Raw genomic sequence first — 16,931 nt, forward strand, 5'->3', positions numbered from 1 at the left:
ACGCGAATGTCTGTTGTCCCCTGCGGGGAAAAGCGGTGCGGCTACCAGACGGCGGCGGTCAGCGCCTCGCCGAGGTCCAGCTCGCGGCTGGTCTGGTTCAGGTCGGACTCGACCATCATCCGCATCAGTTCCTCGAACGTCACGGTCGGCTTCCAGCCCAGTTCGGTGCGGGCACGGGACGCGTCGGCGCACAGCACCTCGACCTCCGCCGGGCGCACCAGCGTCGGATCGATCACGACGTAGTCGCGCCAGTCCAGGCCCGCCGCGGCGAACGCGATCTCGGCCGCTTCGCGGACCGTGTGCATCCGGCCGGTGCCGATGACGTAGTCGACGGCGTCGTCCTGCTGCAGCATGAGGTGCATCGCGCGGACGTAGTCACCGGCGAAGCCCCAGTCGCGGACCGCGTCGAGGTTGCCCAGCCGCAGCTCGTCCTGCACACCGAGCTTGATCCGGGCGACGGCGCTGGAGATCTTGCGGGTGACGAACTCCATGCCGCGCCGCGGCGACTCGTGGTTGAACAGGATCCCGGAGACTCCGTACATCCCGTAGGACTCGCGGTAGTTGCGGGTGAGGAAGTGGCCGTAGGCCTTCGCGACGCCGTACGGGCTGCGCGGGTGCAGGATCGTCCGCTCGTTCTGCGGCGTCTCCGCGGCCTTGCCGAACATCTCCGACGACGACGCCTGGTAGAAGCGGATCTGCCCGCTCGGCGCCGACCGGGACTTGTCGAGCCCGCACACCATCCGGATCGCCTCGAGCACGCGCATCGCGCCCATGCCGTTGACGTCCGACGTGAGCTCGGCCTGCTGCCACGACATCGGCACAAAGGAGATCGCGCCGAGGTTGTAGACCTCGTCCGGTTGCACCAGGTCCACCGCCGCGACCAGGCTCGCCTGGTCCAGCAGGTCGCCGTTGACGAAGCTCAGCTCGGTGGCCAGCCTGCTGATCCGCAGCTTGCGCGGATTGGCCTGACCGCGCACCAGGCCCCACACCTGGTAGCCCAGGCCCAGCAGGTACTCGGCAAGGTAGGAGCCGTCCTGCCCCGTGATGCCCGTGATCAATGCTCGTTTCGTCATGCTTCTCCCACGTCCACCGGCCGGCCTTGCCCACGGCTACCCGAGACTGCCGCTGATCGAGGTCCATTGGACGCCCCGCCGACTCTGGAAAACATTGGACAATCGCGGGTTCCGGCGGCCATGACTGGTGATTTCCAGTTCCGGTTCGGCTCATCCTGGCACTTTCCGGCATCCGGCGAAGCGAGCGAGGAACCGATGACCTTCCAGTACCCCGTGTCCCAGCCGTACTTGACCGGCCGGGAAAGCGACTACGTCACCGAAGCGGTGAGCACGGGCTGGATCTCCGCACAGGGGCCGTTCGTCCGGCGCTTCGAAGCGGCGTTCGCCGAGTGGAACGGCCAGGCGCACGGCGTCGCGTGTTCGTCCGGCACCGCCGCGCTCACCCTCGCGCTGCGTGCCCTGGGCATCGGTCCCGGCGACGAGGTCCTGGTACCGGAGTGCACGTTCATCGCGTCGGCGTGGGCCGTCACGTACATCGGGGCTACGCCGGTCTTCGTCGACTGCCGCGAGGACCTCACGATCGACCCCGTGCGGGCCGAAGAGGCGATCACGCCGCGCACCAAGGCGATCATGCCGGTCCACGTGCACGGCCGCCGCTGCGACATGGACGCGGTCATGGAGCTGGCGTTCGAGTACAACCTGCGCGTCGTCGAGGACTCGGCCGAGGCGCACGGCGTCCGCCCGGTCGGCGACGTCGCGTGCTTCTCGCTGTACGCCAACAAGATCGTGACGGCCGGCGAGGGCGGCATCTGCCTGACCGACGACGCGCGGCTGGCCGCCCAGATGGCCCACCTGCGCGGCTTCGCGACCGGCAAGGCCCACGACTTCGTGCACAAGAACCTGGCGTACAACTTCCGGATGACGAACCTGCAGGCGGCAGTCGCACTGGCCCAGGTGGAGCGGATCGACGAGATCCTCGAGCTGCGTTCGCAGATCGAGAAGCGCTACGACGAGCGCCTCGACTTCCCCGGCATCACGCGCATGCCTGCCCGCGACGTCCTGTGGATGTACGACGTCCTGGCCGAGGACCGCGACGAGCTGAAGGCCCACCTGGCGGCGGCGGGCATCGAGACCCGGGTGTTCTTCCCGCCGATGAGCCGCCAGCCGATGTATCTGGACCCGTCGTGGCCGGACCTGAACGCCGCCCGCTACGCCGCGACGGGCTTGTGCCTGCCGACGCACACCGGACTGTCCGAAGCGGACCAGGACTTCATCGCGTCCCGGGTCCGGGAGTTCTACGGCGTCCACTGAGGCGCCCGGAACGCGGAAAACCGCCCACCGGCAGCGGTGGGCGGTTTCACGTGTGGGGTTCGGTGGAGCGCCGGGCCTGGGGTCACCCGGCGCCCCACCGAAGACTAGCTCGCCGGCTGCTCCGCCGAGTCGAGGTCGCGGGCCAGCAGGTCCGCGATCACCGTCAGCGCTTCCTCCGCGCCTCCGCCCTCGGCCGTCAGCAGCACCTCTTCGCCGCCGCGGACGCCCAGGGCCATCACGCCCAGGATGCTCGTCGCGTCGACCAGCCGGCTCTCGTCGCGGCCGATCTTCACCGGTACCGGCTGGCGCGTGGCCAGCTCCACGAGCAGCTTCACCGGTCGTGCGTGCAGCCCGACGGGCGAGCCGATCACCACTTTCCTACTGGACATCAGGAACTTCCCTCTCGTGAATGCCGGTCGACCGTCCGGGCCGAGAACTCTTCGGCGATCTTGCGCGCCGTCGGCACGTCCGGCGCCGTCAGCACCTCGCCGGCCAGGATTTCGCACTGCTCCAATGTGTGGTCCTTCAACGCGGCCCGGACCGCCGGGACCGCGGACACCGACATCGAGAGGCTGGTGATGCCCAGCCCCGCGAACACCGGCGCCAACCCGGGATCGCTCGCCGCTTCCCCGCAGATGCCGGCGGTCTTGCCGGCTTCCTTCGCCGCCGCGGCGACGTTGGCCACCAGCGCCAGGAGCGCCGGCTGCCACGGGTCCAGCAGCTCCCCCAGCTCGCCGAGCATGCGGTCGGCGGCGTAGGTGTACTGCGACAGGTCGTTGGTGCCGATGCTGACGAAGTCGACCTCCGCCAGGATGTCCCGCGCTCGGATGGCCGCGGCGGGCACCTCGATCATCACGCCGATCTTGCCGATCCCGTGCTCGCGGGCCAGCTCGCGGAACGCCGCCGCCTCCGCCGGGGTGGCGATCATCGGCGCCATCACCCGCACGTCCGCGTCGTGGTCGGCCGCGGCCAGGCTGATCGCCTCCAGCTGGGCGTTGAGCAGACCCGGGTTGCGGACGCCGACGCGGTACCCGCGCACGCCGAGAGCCGGGTTCGGCTCGTCCTCGGTGTTGGCGAACGGGATGTACTTGTCGGCGCCGGCGTCGAGCGTGCGGATGACGACCGGGCGGCCGCCGAACCCGCGCAGCACTTCGCCGTACGCCGCCCGCTGCTCCTCGACCGTCGGCGCTTCCGTGCGGTCCAGGAACAGGAACTCGGTGCGGAACAGCCCGACCCCTTCGGCGTCGGCCGCGGCGTCCGACTCCACCCCGCCGGCGCTGCCGACGTTGAGCAGGAGCTTGACCGGGTGACCGTCCGCCGTGGCGCCGGGACCGCTGTGCGCCGCGAGCTTTTCCTTCAGCGCCGCGGCTTCCGCCTCGATCCGCGCGACGTACTCGTCGTCCGGGTCGACCGCGACCGTGCCGCGGGTCCCGTCGACCGCGATCGTCGTGCCGTCCGCCAGCCCCGCGGCGCCGGCGCAGCCGACCACCGCGGGGATGCCCAGCGCCCGGGCGACGATCGCGGTGTGGCTGGTCGGGCCGCCCTTCTCCGTGACGATGCCGAGCACCTTCGCCGGGTCGAGCAGCACCGTGTCGGCCGGCGCGATGTCCTGGCCGACGAGCACGAACGCCCCGTCGACCGCCGGGATGCCCGGCGGCGCCAGGCCCAGCGCCGCCGCGATCGCCCGATCGCGGATGTCGATCAGGTCGGCCGCCCGCTCGCCGAGGTAACCGCCGATGGTCTCCAGCGCGGCCACGTGCTTGCCGAACGCGTCGCGGATCGCCCACGCCGCGGGACGGCCGTTGGCCACCCCGTCGGCGATGCCGGTCCGCAGGGTCGGGTCCTGTGCCATCATGATCTGGGTGTCCATGATGGACTTCGATTCGCCCGACACCGAAGCCGCGCGCTTCTCGAGGTCCGCCACCGCCGCGTCGAGCGCCTCGCCCGCCGCCGCCAGCTCCGCTTCCGGAGCCGACGGCGCGTCCCAGTGTTCGGGCAGCACCGGGGGCGGCGTCAGCCGCACCACCGGGCCGGCGGCCGCGCCCGGGCTCGCCGGGTTGCCACGCAGTTCGTCAACCACCGTTGGTCGCCTCCTAGGATCCGTGCCCACCGCTCACGCGGTGGCGGTGCCCGGCTCGATCGTCACCTTGATCGCCTCGCCGCTGCTGACGATGTCGATCGCCTTCAGCACGTCCGAGAGCGGCAGGTGGTGGGTGATCAGGTCGGCGACGGGCACCTTGCCGGAGGAGATCAGTTCGAGCGCCTGGCGGTTGTGCTCCGGGCTGGACCCGTTGGCGCCGTAGATGGTCAGCTCGCGGTAGTGCACCAGGTTCGAGTCGCACGCGATGATCGGGTTGTCCTTCGGCAGGCCGCCGAAGAAGCTGATCCGGCCGCGGCGCGCGGTCATCTTGAGCGCGTCCTCCTGGGCCTTGCCCGCCGCCGCGGCCGTGATGACCACGTCGGCGCCCTCGCCCTCGGTGAGCTCGAGGATCTTCTCGACGACGTCGACCTCGCTGCCGCAGATCGCGGCGTCCGGCTTGACGAGGTCGGCGGCCAGGTCCAGCCGGCCGCGGTTGAGCTCGACCAGGTAGACCGCGGCCGCGCCCTTCGCGCGGGCCAGCCGCACGTGCAGGCAGCCGATCGGACCGGCGCCGACGACCACGACGACGTCGCCCTCGCCGACCCGCGCGAAGTTCTGTCCGTTGAGGACACACGCGAGCGGCTCGGCGACCGAGGCCTCCGGGTAGCTGACGCCGTCCGGGATCCGGTTGACGCCGTCGACCTTGAGGACCTGCTTCGGCACGATCATGTACTCGGCGAAGCCGCCGTCGAAGTGGTAGCCCATCGACAGCTGGTTCTCGCACACCTGCTGCAGCCCCTTGCGGCACTGCTTGCACTCGCCGCACGGGATGGCCGCGATGACCTGGACGCGGTCACCCGGCGCCCAGCCCGAGGTGTTCGCGCCGGTCTCGACGACCTCGCCGGCGATCTCGTGCCCGATCACCCGGGGCGGGTCGATGTGGTGGTGACCGTGCCGGAAGATCTTCAGGTCGGTACCGCACGTCGACGTGTTGTGCACCCGGATCTTGATCTCGTCCGGGCCGGGGCTGGGCTCGTCCGCGTCTTCGACCCGCAGGTCACCCGGCGCGTAGAAACGTGCCACCTTCATCGGGAATACTCCTCGTCCACTTCGTTCAACAGTCGCAGGATCGTGTCGGCGTCCGGGGCCTCGCGCAGTTCCCTGACCTGGTCGGCGTCCATCAGGATCCGGGCCAGCGAGGACAGGATCACGACCTGTTCCGAGCCCTTGGCCGCGATGCCGACGCAGAGCCGGACGTCGTCGCCGTTCCAGTCGACCCCGGCGGGGAACTGGACGATCGCCAGCGCCGTGCGCTTCACGAACTTGCGGGACTCGTCGGTGCCGTGCGGGATCGCGACGCCCTCGCCGAGGTAGGTCGAGACGGACTTCTCGCGCTCGTGCATCGCGTCGACGTACTCCGGCTCCACCGCCCCCAGCTCGAGGAGCTTCTTCCCGACCTGCGCGATCGCGTCGGCCTGGTCGGCGGCAGTGGCGCCGATGAGCACGGACTCCGGGCCCAGGATGGCGGCGTCAGTCGGCAAGGGAGCCGCCGTCCCGGATCGCCTGCTCGACGCGGTCGAACACCGGGTCGCCGAGGAAGCTCTGGAAGCCGAGGATCACGGCGTTGGCGTTGGCCTTGCGGGCCCGGCTGACCAGGGTGGTCTGGCACAGCACGACCTGCGCGTCGCCGGGGATCTCGTTGACCGGCGTGTGCTCGACCTTGACCGAGTACGGCTTCAGCCGCTTGGCCAGCTGGGAGGCGACCATCACGCTGCTGCCCATGCCGGCGTCGCAGGCGATGATGACCTTCTTGACTTCCTTGCCCTCGATGCTGCTCATTCCCGTGCTTCCTTCCTTCGATCGACGGTGATCGTCACGCCACGGCCCCGCCGGTGGCGATGGCGGCCTCACGTTCTTCCTTGCGGGCGTCCCGGCCGAACTTCAGCAGTACGGCGGCGACGATGAACGACACGATCGCGGCCACGAGCACACCGGAGACGACGCCGAGGTAGCCACCCTTCGGGGTGACGGCCAGAACCGCGATGATGCTGCCCGGGGACGGCGTGGCGGTCAGGCCGGCGCCGAAGACGCTGAACGTCGCGACACCCGCCGCGCCGCCGGCGATGGCGGCCAGGATCAACCGCGGGGTCGCCAGGATGTACGGGAAGTAGATCTCGTGGATGCCACCGAGGAACTGGATGACGATCGCGCCCGGCGCCGTGGCCCGCGCGCTGCGGGCACCGAAGAAGGTCAGCGCCAGCAGGATGCCGAGGCCGGGGCCGGGGTTCGGCTCGATCAGGAACTGGATGGCCTTGCCGTTGCGCAGCGCGTCGGCGACGCCCAGCGGGCTCAGCACGCCGTGGTTGATCGCGTTGTTGAGGAACAGCACCTTGGCCGGCTCGACGATGATCGAGACCAGCGGCAGCAGGTGCGCGTCGATCAGGGTCTGCACGCCGTTGCCGAGGCCCTTGGTGATGCCCTGCACGACCGGGCCGATGCCCAGCATGCCCAGCACCGCCATCGTGCCGCCGATGATGCCGGCGCTGAAGTTGTCGACGAGCATCTTGAAGCCCGGCGCGGTCTTGCTGCCGACCTTCTCGTCCCACAGCTTGATCAGGAAGCCGCCCAGCGGACCCACGATCATCGCGCCGAGGAACATCGGGATGGACGCGCCGACCGCGATGCCGACCGTGGCCACCGCGCCGACGACGGCGCCGCGCTGGCCGTGGACGATCCGGCCGCCGGTGTAACCGATCAGCACCGGCAGCAGGAAGTTGATCATCGGGTCGACGAGCTCGGCGATGTGCGCGTTGGGCGTCCACCCGCTCGGGATGAACAGCGCGGTGATCAAGCCCCAGGCGATGAACGCGCCGATGTTGGGCATGACCATGGCGGCGAGGTGACCGCCGAATCGCTGGATGCTGACGCGTACGCGTTCCGCCCTCGCCGGAGTTGCTTCCTCTTCGCGCTCCGCAGTGGTAGTCATCGTTGGCTTCCTTCTCTGAAAAGGGTTTGAGGGGTTCGCCATCCAGCGATGGCAATGAATGGGACCGGAGCTATTCCCGCACCTTTTCGTCCCATTCCGGACGCGGGTCCACCCGCACTCGACGTGCCCCCACGTCTTCGGGACCCGGCATCGTGCTCCCGGGCAGCGACACGGCGGCCGCTCCCCAGGCGACGGCCGTGGCCAGCGCCTGCGGGCCACTCCCCCCTGCCGCCAGGAAACCGGCGAGCATCGCGTCACCGGCACCGACCGAACTGCGCGGTTCGGCTGACGCGTTGGCGCACCAGACTCCCGCGTCCTCCACCAGCACGGCACCTTTGCTGCCGAGACTGGCCAGTACCTTCCCCGCGCCGAGGGCGCGGAGCTCTTGGGCGGCGTCGACGACGTCGCGCACCGTGCCCAGCTGCCGGCCGACCGCTTCCTCGAGCTCGTCGAGGTTCGGTTTGACCAGGGCCGGGCCCGCCTTGACCGCGGCGCGGAAAGCCGGGCCGCTCGTGTCGATGACGACCTTGGCGCCGGTCGGCGCCAGGCGCGCGATCAGGTCGGCGTAGAAGTCGTCACCGGCGCCGGGCGGCAGGCTTCCCGCCGCCACGACCCATTCGGCGTCGTCCACATTGGACATCAGCGTGTCGCACAGAGTTTCCAGCTCCAAGCCGGAGAGGTGCGGGCCGCTCTCGTTCACCTTGGTGACGGTCGCGTCCGGCTCGACCACGCTGATGTTGCTGCGCACGGGTTCGGCGGTCCGCACGCGGACGACGTCGATGTTGTAGTCGTGCAGCAGGCCGATCAGGTGGTCGCCGTCGGCGCCGCCGGCCGGGACGACCGCCCGGGCCTTGAGTCCGTTGCGCACCAGCGCCCGTGCGACGTTGATGCCCTTGCCGCCCGGCTGGACGCGCGCACCCGTCGCCCGGTGCAGCTCGCCCCGGATGAGCCGGTCGACCTCGACCGTCCGGTCGACACTCGGGTTCGCCGTCAGCGTCACGAACACTTCAGCACACCTCCACCGGGACTCTCGTTGGTTTGGTTGATATTGCCTGCGTTCATCTTCGTTTGCAAGACCCAACTTCACCAGAAGTTCAACCGTTACCGTTGAGAGATCGTGATCTTTCCGGCGTGTACTGGCAAAACATCCAGTACGGCCCGTGGCCGGAAACCAACACAAAGCCATATCGCCAACCAGGACGTCAGGCTGAGGTGCCCGTTCGATCCGTTCGACTCGCCGCGGCGGCGACCGCGGCCGAAGACGAAGCGTGCCGGGCGCTCCCCCCGATTCGCGGAGGAGCGCCCGGCACGCCGGTACGGCCACGGCCACCGTCACCGCACGAAGTCCGGCAGCGCGCGGGGAGGCCACGACCCGACCCCGAAGATGCCCATGGAGTAGGCCTTCGAGATGAGAGCGGGCCGGTTCTTCACCTTCATCTTCCGCAGCAGCGTCGTCACGTGGTACTCGACACCGCCGCGGCTCATGTGGAGGTTCGCCGCGAGCTGGATCGTGGAGACCCCGGAAGCGACACCCTCGAGGATCCGGGCGTCGATATCGGACAGCACCTTCTTCTTGCTGCAGGCCACCTCGTTGGCGCGGTCGGCCTTGTCGGGGCGGAACACCACGGTCAGGCTGTCGAGGCGGTCGCCGAGGCTGTGCACTGTCGAGCCGATGAACTCACCGGACAGCGTCGTACCGTTCTCCCGCATCACCAGGATGCGTTCGACGAACCGGCGGCGCTCACCGCGGGCCAGCAGCCGCAGCTGGTTCTCGACCTTGCCCCGCACGCTGGGGTGCAGCAGGTCGCACAGGCCCGTTCCGGTCACCGCGTCCGAGGTGCGCTCGAACAACCGGAAGAACTCCATGCTCGCCGAGACGACACGCAGGCGGTGGTCGAGGTTCACCATGCACATTTCCGGGGTGACGGCCCGGAGTGCGGGCTTGCGCGGTGCCGTCCGGACACTCCGGTCCATCGGCACGACAAGGCCGGCACCCGTAGTCAGATCCGCAACGTCCGCGCTCATGACGGCATTCCTTTCTTCGGCTGGAAGCTGAAGCCCCGGGGCGAGAAGGCCAAACGGCTTCCGACTTTCCAAGCCGCTTCCGAGGTGATGCAGATCATGCTAGGTGCGCTTGACTATCTCGGGCAATACAATCCGGCTATCCGGGCTTAACACTGTGGTGCGTGTGCGGTGGAGGTACGGAGGTACGGAGGGCGGGGTCGTGCGGTGCGGTACCGAACCCGCGGGCCGGCCCGACGGGCCCGATTTTCGGTCCCTGACCAGGGAAATCGCGGGGAGAGATCGGTCCGAACCACCACACCGCACACCCCGCCGCCCTCCGAACCCCGCACGGGGGGGGGGCCGCACTGCCGGGGTGCGGTGGCCGGTGCGGGGCCGCGACCGCACCGGCCCCGCAGCGACCGGAACGCGCGTCACGGGTCGGTTCCGGGGCATTCCCCGGCACCGCAAGGGTCTGGCGTGGGCTTGTCAGCTCTCCCGGTCGAGTGCGCCGAGGTGCTCGAGGAGCTCCGAGCGACCGCTCACCTCGAGCTTGCGGTACGTGCCGGTGAGGTTCTTCTCGACCGCGCGCCGGGTGACGCCGAGCGAATCGGCGATCCGCTGGTTCGTCCAGCCCCGCACCACGAGCCGCGCGACCGCGGCCTCGGTCTTGGTGAGATTGCCCAGCCGGTCGCCGGAAAACCGCAGCACCGGGCCGTTCAGCTCGGTCTCGCCGCTGCCTTCCAACCAGGACGCGCCGATTCCCTTGGCCAGCTCACGGCCTTCCGCGAGCGAGTCTTCCGCGTGCGGCAGCCCGGCGTCGAGCATGCGGGTACCCAGGATGACCGCCGTCCGCGCGCGCTCGACGACGTTCTCCGACTCCCGCAGGATGCCGGCGGCCTCCTGCAGCAGCGCGATGCCGTCGGCGCCGCCGGTCAGCATGCCCTGCAGGCGCAGGGAACGCCCGACACTCAGCGGGGTGCCCCAGCGCTGCGCGTACTGGTCCTCTTCGGACGCATACGCCTGCGCGGCGGGCAGGTCACCGAGCCGCTGGCTCACCAGGGCCGCCCAGATCCGCCACGGGTACTGCGGGGTGTTGACCCACCCCTCACGGTCCAGCCGGCGTCCGCAGTCCAGAAACCGGCCCAGCGCCGTGGCCGGATCGCCGCGGACCAGGTCGATCATCCCCCGGGTCAGCCGCCGGGCGGCGAACACGCGGTGGTCGGAACTGTCCATCGGGGCGGCGAGCAGCCGCTCGCCGAGCTCCGGATCCTGCGTTTCCAAGGCGATCTGGGCCAGCGCGGTGGCCGACAACGCGAGCGCGTCGGGCCAGGCCTCGTGCTCGCCGCCTTCCAGCACGCCGAGCGCGATCCGCCGGGCCTTGACCAGGTTTCCCTGGCCCACCTTGACCTCCGCCGTCTCGGCCGCGATCAGCGGCGCGGTGCCCGGCCAGTGCTCCTGGGCCGACTGCGCGGCCACCGCCAGCGCGGGTTCGAGCACCGCGGCGTGGTCGGCGAGCACCGTGATGGAGACGAGCAGCGGCAGGGACGTGTAGGCGTGGCGCGGGTCCAGCGGCTCTTCGCTGATCAGTCGCTTGAGGACGGTCTCGACGTCGTCGACCGCGACACTGCCCGACAACACCGCCGAGTGCAGCAGTACCACCGCGAGCTCCCGGCCCGCCGGTGAGTCGAGGTACTCGCCGTCCTCCAGTTCGGTCAGCCGGGCCAGTGCGGCCGCGCCGCCGCCCGGCTCCCCGATCCCCGGGTACCAGGACCGTGCCTCCGCGCAGAGCGCGAGCGGCGCCGGATCGCCGGCCCGCAGCACGGGTTCGACGGCCTCGCGGACCGCGCCGCCGAGGACCGGCGCGGACGCCGCCAGCGCGGGCGGGATCCACAGCGCGGCTTCCGCCCGCTGCGGACCGGCCGGCAGCAGCGCCAGCGCCTGGGACAGGTGCCGCGCCGCGGCGACGAGGTCGAAACCCCGTTCCGCGGCGGCGAGTTCGACGAGCAGCCGGCCGCGTTCTTCGCTGTCGGGCGCGGTGTTCAGCAAGGCACGGCGCAGGTAGCGCGCCGCCAGCTCGCCCGCGCCGCGTTCGAGCACGGTCGCCGCGGCCGAGCTGAGGATCCGCAGTTCCCACGGCGCTTCCGCGGTGCCGACCTTCATCAGCTTTTCGGCCACCCGCTCCGCCGGCCTGCCGTGCTCGTACAGCAGCCTGGCCGCGCGCCGGTAGAGGGTTTCCCGTAGTTCCACCGGCATCGCGGTCTCGATGCCCTCGCGCATGCTGGTGGTGACGAAAGTGATCCGCCCGTCCTCGCGGTCGGCCAGGCGCAGCCGCTCCAGGTCCCGCACCGCCGACGAGTACTCGAGGTCGTCGATGCCGGCTAGATCGGTGGCGAGCGCGGGTTCGGCGAGGTCGCCCAGCACCGCGACCGCGCGGGCCAGCGCGAGCACCGCGGGCGGTTGCGAGCCCAGGGACATCAGGACGCGGTTGTCGAGCACCCGCACCGCTTCGGCTTCCGCGGCCGCCGTCTGCGCGGCGATCGGCCGCAGTCCTTCGGCGACCAGTCCGGTGAGGACGGTCGCGACGTCGGCCGGGTTGCCGCCGGAGACGTCGTGCAGCATCGCGGTGAACGGCTCTTCGGCGGCCTCGCCGAACGCGACCTCGGCCATGGAGGCCACCGCGCGCGGCGAAAGCGCGGGGGGAACGACGATCCGCGCCGCCGCGGTCACCAGCTCGTGCACCAGCGGGTACTTCGGTGCCTCGCATTCGTCGGCCAGCGCCAGCGCCAGCAGGATCCGCGACCCGCCCAGCCGCTTGGCCAGGTACCCGAGCAGCCGCAGTGATCCCTGGTCCGCCCACTGCAGGTCGTCGACGATCACGACGACCAGGTCGTCGTGGGACATCGCGTGCACGACCGTGTGCAGTCCATAGAGGACGGCCTCGGTCGGCAGGTAGTGCTCGTGGCCGTCGGTGATGAGCCGTTCCTCGGTCAGGGCGCGCAGGATCTGCTCGGACGCGCCCTGGAACCAGCGGTCCCGCTCCTCTTCGCCGGCCGCGACGAGCACCGGCCGGCACAGCTGCTGGGCGATGCCGAACGCGAAGTCTTCTTCCAGTCTGGTGGCGTCCGCGCGCAGCACCCGGGCGCCCGCGTCGATCGCGGCCGTCGTGGTGTCCCGCAGCAGCGCGGACTTTCCGCTGCCCGCCGGGCCGCTGATCAGCAGCAGGGATCCGTCGCCGCCCGCGGCCGCGTTGAGGGCGGTCGCGATGGCGGCCCGTTCGACGTCACGTTCCAGAAGCACCGGTCATCAACTCACTGCGGGCCCGGGGCTCATCAGCTCGGCGAGCTGCCCCCGGCCGGTCACGGTCAGTTTCCGGTAGATCCGGGTCAGGCGCAGTTCGACCAGCCGGCTGCTCAGCTGCAGCGTCCGGGCGATCTCGGGGTTGGTCCGGCCCGCGGCGGCGAGCGCCGCGATCCGGGCCTCCTGTTCGGACAGTGCGCCGGCAGGATCGCCCGGGACCAGCCGGGTCCCGGAGCCGGCGCCGCCGCGGGCCAGCCGCCCGGAGACCTCGCGGATCTTGTCCGCGAGGCCGGCGGGCAGCAGTTGCGGCCGCAGGGTCGCCACGCGGCCGAGCAGCGCGGCGGCCTCGGCCGGGTCACCGTCGTCGAGCCGCGCGGCGGCCAGCTCGGTGACGGCGGTCAGGAAGTCCACCCGCCGGGCGGTGCCCTCCAGCAGGAGGACGGCCCGCTCGAGGTGCTCGCGGCGCTCCGCGCCGGTGAAGACGTCGGCCAGGTACAGGCTCGTGGCGCCGCGCGCGCCCGGCACACCCCAGGTTTCGGCGCGGGCCAACGTTTCCCGGGCCTGCTCGGCGGCGTCGCCGCCGGTCCGGGCGAGCGCGAGCGCCGCGCCGGTGCGCCACGGGAGGTCGACGGGATTGCCCGCGCGCCGGCCCGCCGTCCCGCGCCCGGCGGCGAGGAACGCCTCGAGCGCCGCCTGCGGGTCACCCGTCGTCAAGGACACGAAACCCTTTTGCAGCAACAGGTATCCGGCGGCCCCGCCGTCTTCGGCGCCGAAGGGGATGGCGGCGCCGGCCCAGTGCCGCGCTTCGTCGAGCCGGGCCGCGGCCAGCGCCGCCTCCGCGCGCACCGCCCACAAACCCGGCAGCGCCCGCGGGTGCCACGCCGGTTCCGGCAGCCGTCTCAGCGCGGTGGCCAGGTCGGCCTCGGCCTGCGCGCGGTTGCCGCGGCGCAGTTCGCAGCGCGCTCGCAGCAGGAGAGCGTTCGCCGCGGCCGCACGCGCACCGGCGTGGACCGCGTCCTGGTGGATGTCGGTGAGGCCGAGCACGGCCTCCGAAAGGTCGTCGGTGCACAGCAGCACCCAGGCCGCCCGCAGGCGCAGGGTGTAGGGCAAGTTCGCCCGCGGCCCGAGCGCGATCCGGGCCAGCTCCCGCGCGCGGCCGGGCCGGCGCCCGTCCCGGGTGAGCTCGACCGCGGCCGACACCGCGTGCACCGGGTCGGCGTCCGGCGCCGGCGGGACCTCGAAGCCGGGCACCGGGGCGACCGGGCCCGCCGGGCAGTCGTCCTGCGCGAGCCGGCCGAGCGCGGCCAGCGCCGACGTCCCGGTGGCGAACGCGCTGCGCCGACGGCAGGTCGCGGCGATCACGCGGTGTGCGGTGCGGCTGTCCCCGCGCGCGAGCAGGTGGTCGGCCGCTTCGAGCAGCACCGCGCCGGAAACCTCGGGGCCGGTGTCGAGCAGCACGCGCTGCAGCCGCTGATCGCTCAGCTCCGGCTCTTCGGCCACTTCGGCCAAGGCGAGGCCCAGCATGAGCTTCCGGCGTTCGGCCGGGCTGACCGGTTCCCGGAGCGCGCGGCCGAGCAGCCGCGCCGCGCCCGCGTCGTCGCCGAGGGCCTGACGCTGTTCCGCGGTCCGGCGCAGGGTCGCGACCGCCCAGGCGGCGCCGATCGGCCGCACGCCGGCGAGCAGTTCGGCCAGCTGCTCGTCCGGGACCGCGGCGCGGTAGGCGAGCTCGGCGCACCGGGTCGCGAGCTCGCCACGCTCGGTGACGCTGAGGGTGCCGAGCACGGCGTCCGCGGTGGCGTCGTCGGCAATGCCCGTCGGCGCGTCTTCGGCCACCAGGCCGAACCCGACGAGCTCGCGCAGCGCGTCGCCGACGCGGCCGGTGAGCGGGCCGCACAGCGTGGCCACGAGGTCGAAGTCGAGCAGCCCGCGACCGACCGCGATGGCGCGCACCAGCTTCAGCGCGTCGGCGGACAGCGCCGCGATCGACACGGCCAGCCCGGCGGCGCGGACCTCGGTCAGGTGGGTGGTGACGGCGGGCAGGTGCCGGGCCACCGGCTCGCGACCGGCCGCGACGAGCCGTTCGAGCACCGGCACCACCAGCGAGGGGCGGCCGCCGGTGGCTTCGTGCAGTCCGGCGGTGAACCGCGGATCGGGCCGGCACCCGGGGAATCGGGCGGCGACCAGCTCGCGCAGGCCGTCTTCGGTGAGCAGCCGGACGACCGCGGTGTCGCCACCGGGGACGACCGGGCGCTCGCCGCCGGCGAGCTCGGAGCGGACGAGCAGCATCGGCGCCTGCTGCAGCCGGTGCTCCATCGCCTCGAGCCAGGCCTTCGAGCCGGGATCGGCCCACTGGATGTCGTCGACGGCGATCAGCAGCGGCCCGCGGCTCGCGACGCCCACGAAGTCGCCGCACAACGTAGGGATCGAACGTTCGGCCGATGCCCGGCCGCAGGAGCGGGAGCCGCCGTCGAGGCGGCAGTCGGCGTCGGCGATGTCGGCGAACAGCCGGTTGATGACCCCGCGGTGCACGGCCGACTCGCCGGGCGAGCAGGACGCGAAGGCGGTGACCACCCCCGCGCCCCTGGCCTCCCTGACGGCGGCCCCGAGCAGCGCGGAGCGGCCCGCGCCGCGCGGACCGGCGACGGTCACGCAGCCGGACCGGCCGGTGAGCAGCCCGCGGATCCCGCTGCGCAGCAGGGCGATTTCGTCCTCGCGTTCGACGAGGGTGCGGTCGGCCCGGCGGCGTGAGCGGTCGTCCCCCTCCCCCAGCCACGGCACGGTCAGCACCCGCGCGGCGACGGGCCGGCCGGCTACTCGTTCGGCAGGGCCGGCGGGCTGGACAGGAGCGATCGGCAACGCCGATCGGACTGTTCCTGATCCGGGCACCACCATCACCCTCCGCACCGCCGCGGCTTCCGTCTGTCACTCGTTTCTGATTCACCAACGGGTGACGTGACCCTCAGACTAAGACGCCCAATGTTGGTTTCACAAGTCCAGCCCCTTCGTTTCGTTGGTACTTGACCCCACCCGTCAGTCCACTACCCACGAAGAGCCAGAAAACCCTACATTCGGGCAAGCTTGCTTGACATGTGGCCCGGGGTGTCGGCGAGGGTGGCTCACCAGCCCCGTTCGACAGGTTTCGAGGCCCCGAACATGAAAACCTCTTCAAATCGGCGTGCCGCGAAGATCGAGACGCCCCAGCTTGCCTTCGGCGGCTGGGGTGACTACGGGGTGTGGGCCGAGCATGGGTTCACACCCAAACCCAAGTCCGACCCGGGCAAGCCTCCCGAGGAGGAGCCGGAGACCTCCGGTCCCGAGCGTGAGGTGCGCGCCGAGACCCCGGCTCCGGGGCGGGGCCGGGGTCGTCGGACGCCGGGAGCCGCTCCCGCCCGTGCACGCGGGCCTCGCGACACCGCGGCTTCCGCAAGCGGGCGCGGCACCGCCGGCGACGAGAGCACGGGCACCGAGCGTCGCCGCCGGACCCGCGACAACGACGCCGCCACCCGTACCGGCGACGAGACCGCAGCCGCCGCTCGCACCGCGCACGGCCGCGGCACGGCCGCCGACGAGAGCACACTCGCCGAGCGTGGCCGCTGGACACCCCACGAGACCGCGCCGTCCGCGCGCCCGCGGAACGGTCGCCGACGCGAAGCCGTGAACGGCCGGCCTCCCCGCGAGGGCGACGGGACCGGCGACCCGCGGCGGGGCGAACCGGACCGCGCCGGCCGCGCCCCACGCACTCCGGTGACCGGTCTCCCGCGCCCCGTCGCGGCCGGGAACAGCCGCACCCCCGGCGAACCGCCCCGGAAACCACTCGAGCGAGCACAGCCGGGCACGGAGGACACCCCGTACACCCGCGACACGGTCTGGCCGCCGCAGCGGGAGCGCAACGTCCTGCCGCCGGAGGTCATCGTCACCTCCACCGGTCGCCACCGCGCCGCCGGCCCGCTCGACCTCGACCTGGCCGCCGTCTGCCGGATCTGCCAGATCCCGACCTCGATCGCCGAGGTCTCGGCCTACCTGATGCGCTCGCTCGACGCGACCCGCGCCCTGGTCCAGCACGGCATCAACACCGGCCTCCTGGTCGCGGAGGCGGCTGAACTCGGCGTCGCCGGGCGGCCACCGCTGGCGCTGCTGCACCGCGTCCACCAGGGTTTGCTGCGTCTCTAGGTGTACTGCCCGGGGTGGTTGCGATCGTGGCGACACGTGATCGGATGATCTTGGTGTGAGGGAGGGCCTC

13 protein-coding genes are annotated in these 16,931 nt (G+C 71.8%); 2 read left to right on the forward strand and 11 right to left on the reverse strand.

The features are described 5' to 3' along the window. Window positions 1-41 precede the first annotated feature (41 nt). Window positions 42-1,073 (reverse strand): GDP-mannose 4,6-dehydratase, encoded by a 1,032-nt coding sequence (locus ACZ7OH_RS41755; protein WP_470285951.1) that lies wholly within the window; start codon window positions 1,071-1,073, stop codon window positions 42-44. Between the two features lie 195 nt (window positions 1,074-1,268). Here ACZ7OH_RS41755 and ACZ7OH_RS41760 point away from each other — a divergent pair, with 195 nt between their 5' ends. After that, window positions 1,269-2,324: a DegT/DnrJ/EryC1/StrS family aminotransferase gene (locus ACZ7OH_RS41760; protein ID WP_470285952.1), complete on the forward strand. Its 1,056-nt coding sequence runs from the start codon at window positions 1,269-1,271 to the stop codon at window positions 2,322-2,324. A gap of 104 nt (window positions 2,325-2,428) precedes the next feature. Here ACZ7OH_RS41760 and ACZ7OH_RS41765 read toward each other — a convergent pair whose 3' ends face one another. The 10 genes from ACZ7OH_RS41765 to ACZ7OH_RS41810 all read right to left on the reverse strand — a co-directional run bounded on the left by ACZ7OH_RS41765 (window position 2,429) and on the right by ACZ7OH_RS41810 (window position 15,469). Beyond that, window positions 2,429-2,713 carry an HPr family phosphocarrier protein gene (locus tag ACZ7OH_RS41765; RefSeq protein WP_470285953.1) on the reverse strand — a complete coding sequence of 95 codons (285 nt, stop codon included), beginning with the start codon at window positions 2,711-2,713 and terminating at the stop codon, window positions 2,429-2,431. Continuing rightward, entirely contained in the window at window positions 2,713-4,404 is a 1,692-nt protein-coding gene (gene ptsP / locus ACZ7OH_RS41770; protein WP_470285954.1) for a phosphoenolpyruvate--protein phosphotransferase, read from the reverse strand. The genes ACZ7OH_RS41765 and ptsP overlap by 1 nt, the downstream gene beginning before the upstream one ends. A gap of 33 nt (window positions 4,405-4,437) precedes the next feature. Next, window positions 4,438-5,493, reverse strand: a complete 1,056-nt coding sequence (locus ACZ7OH_RS41775; RefSeq protein WP_470285955.1) for a zinc-dependent dehydrogenase — start codon at window positions 5,491-5,493, stop codon at window positions 4,438-4,440. Continuing rightward, complete coding sequence (locus ACZ7OH_RS41780) at window positions 5,490-5,945, reverse strand: PTS mannitol transporter subunit IIA (RefSeq protein ID WP_470285956.1); 456 nt, start codon at window positions 5,943-5,945, stop codon at window positions 5,490-5,492. The genes ACZ7OH_RS41775 and ACZ7OH_RS41780 overlap by 4 nt, the downstream gene beginning before the upstream one ends. Further along, complete coding sequence (locus tag ACZ7OH_RS41785; protein WP_470285957.1) at window positions 5,935-6,243, reverse strand: PTS lactose transporter subunit IIB; 309 nt, start codon at window positions 6,241-6,243, stop codon at window positions 5,935-5,937. Before ACZ7OH_RS41785 ends, ACZ7OH_RS41780 begins: the two co-directional genes overlap by 11 nt. 34 nt (window positions 6,244-6,277) lie before the next feature. Beyond that, window positions 6,278-7,390 (reverse strand): mannitol-specific PTS transporter subunit IIC, encoded by a 1,113-nt coding sequence (gene mtlA, locus ACZ7OH_RS41790; RefSeq protein ID WP_470285958.1) that lies wholly within the window; start codon window positions 7,388-7,390, stop codon window positions 6,278-6,280. Window positions 7,391-7,460: 70 nt separating this feature from the next. Beyond that, on the reverse strand, window positions 7,461-8,396 hold the full coding sequence (gene pfkB / locus ACZ7OH_RS41795; protein WP_470285959.1) for a 1-phosphofructokinase: 936 nt from the start codon (window positions 8,394-8,396) through the stop codon (window positions 7,461-7,463). Between the two features lie 326 nt (window positions 8,397-8,722). Then, complete coding sequence (locus tag ACZ7OH_RS41800; protein ID WP_470285960.1) at window positions 8,723-9,415, reverse strand: helix-turn-helix transcriptional regulator; 693 nt, start codon at window positions 9,413-9,415, stop codon at window positions 8,723-8,725. Between the two features lie 465 nt (window positions 9,416-9,880). After that, window positions 9,881-12,691: an AAA family ATPase gene (locus tag ACZ7OH_RS41805; RefSeq protein WP_470285961.1), complete on the reverse strand. Its 2,811-nt coding sequence runs from the start codon at window positions 12,689-12,691 to the stop codon at window positions 9,881-9,883. A 6-nt stretch (window positions 12,692-12,697) separates the two neighbouring features. After that, complete coding sequence (locus ACZ7OH_RS41810; RefSeq protein WP_470285962.1) at window positions 12,698-15,469, reverse strand: AAA family ATPase; 2,772 nt, start codon at window positions 15,467-15,469, stop codon at window positions 12,698-12,700. 375 nt (window positions 15,470-15,844) lie between these two features. Between ACZ7OH_RS41810 and ACZ7OH_RS41815 the strand changes: the two genes are divergently transcribed. Then, a complete protein-coding gene (locus ACZ7OH_RS41815) occupies window positions 15,845-16,861 on the forward strand; it encodes a DUF742 domain-containing protein (RefSeq protein ID WP_470285963.1) in 1,017 nt (338 codons plus the stop codon). Window positions 16,862-16,931: the final 70 nt, after the last annotated feature.

The organism is Amycolatopsis sp. NPDC114478, assembly GCF_055633805.1.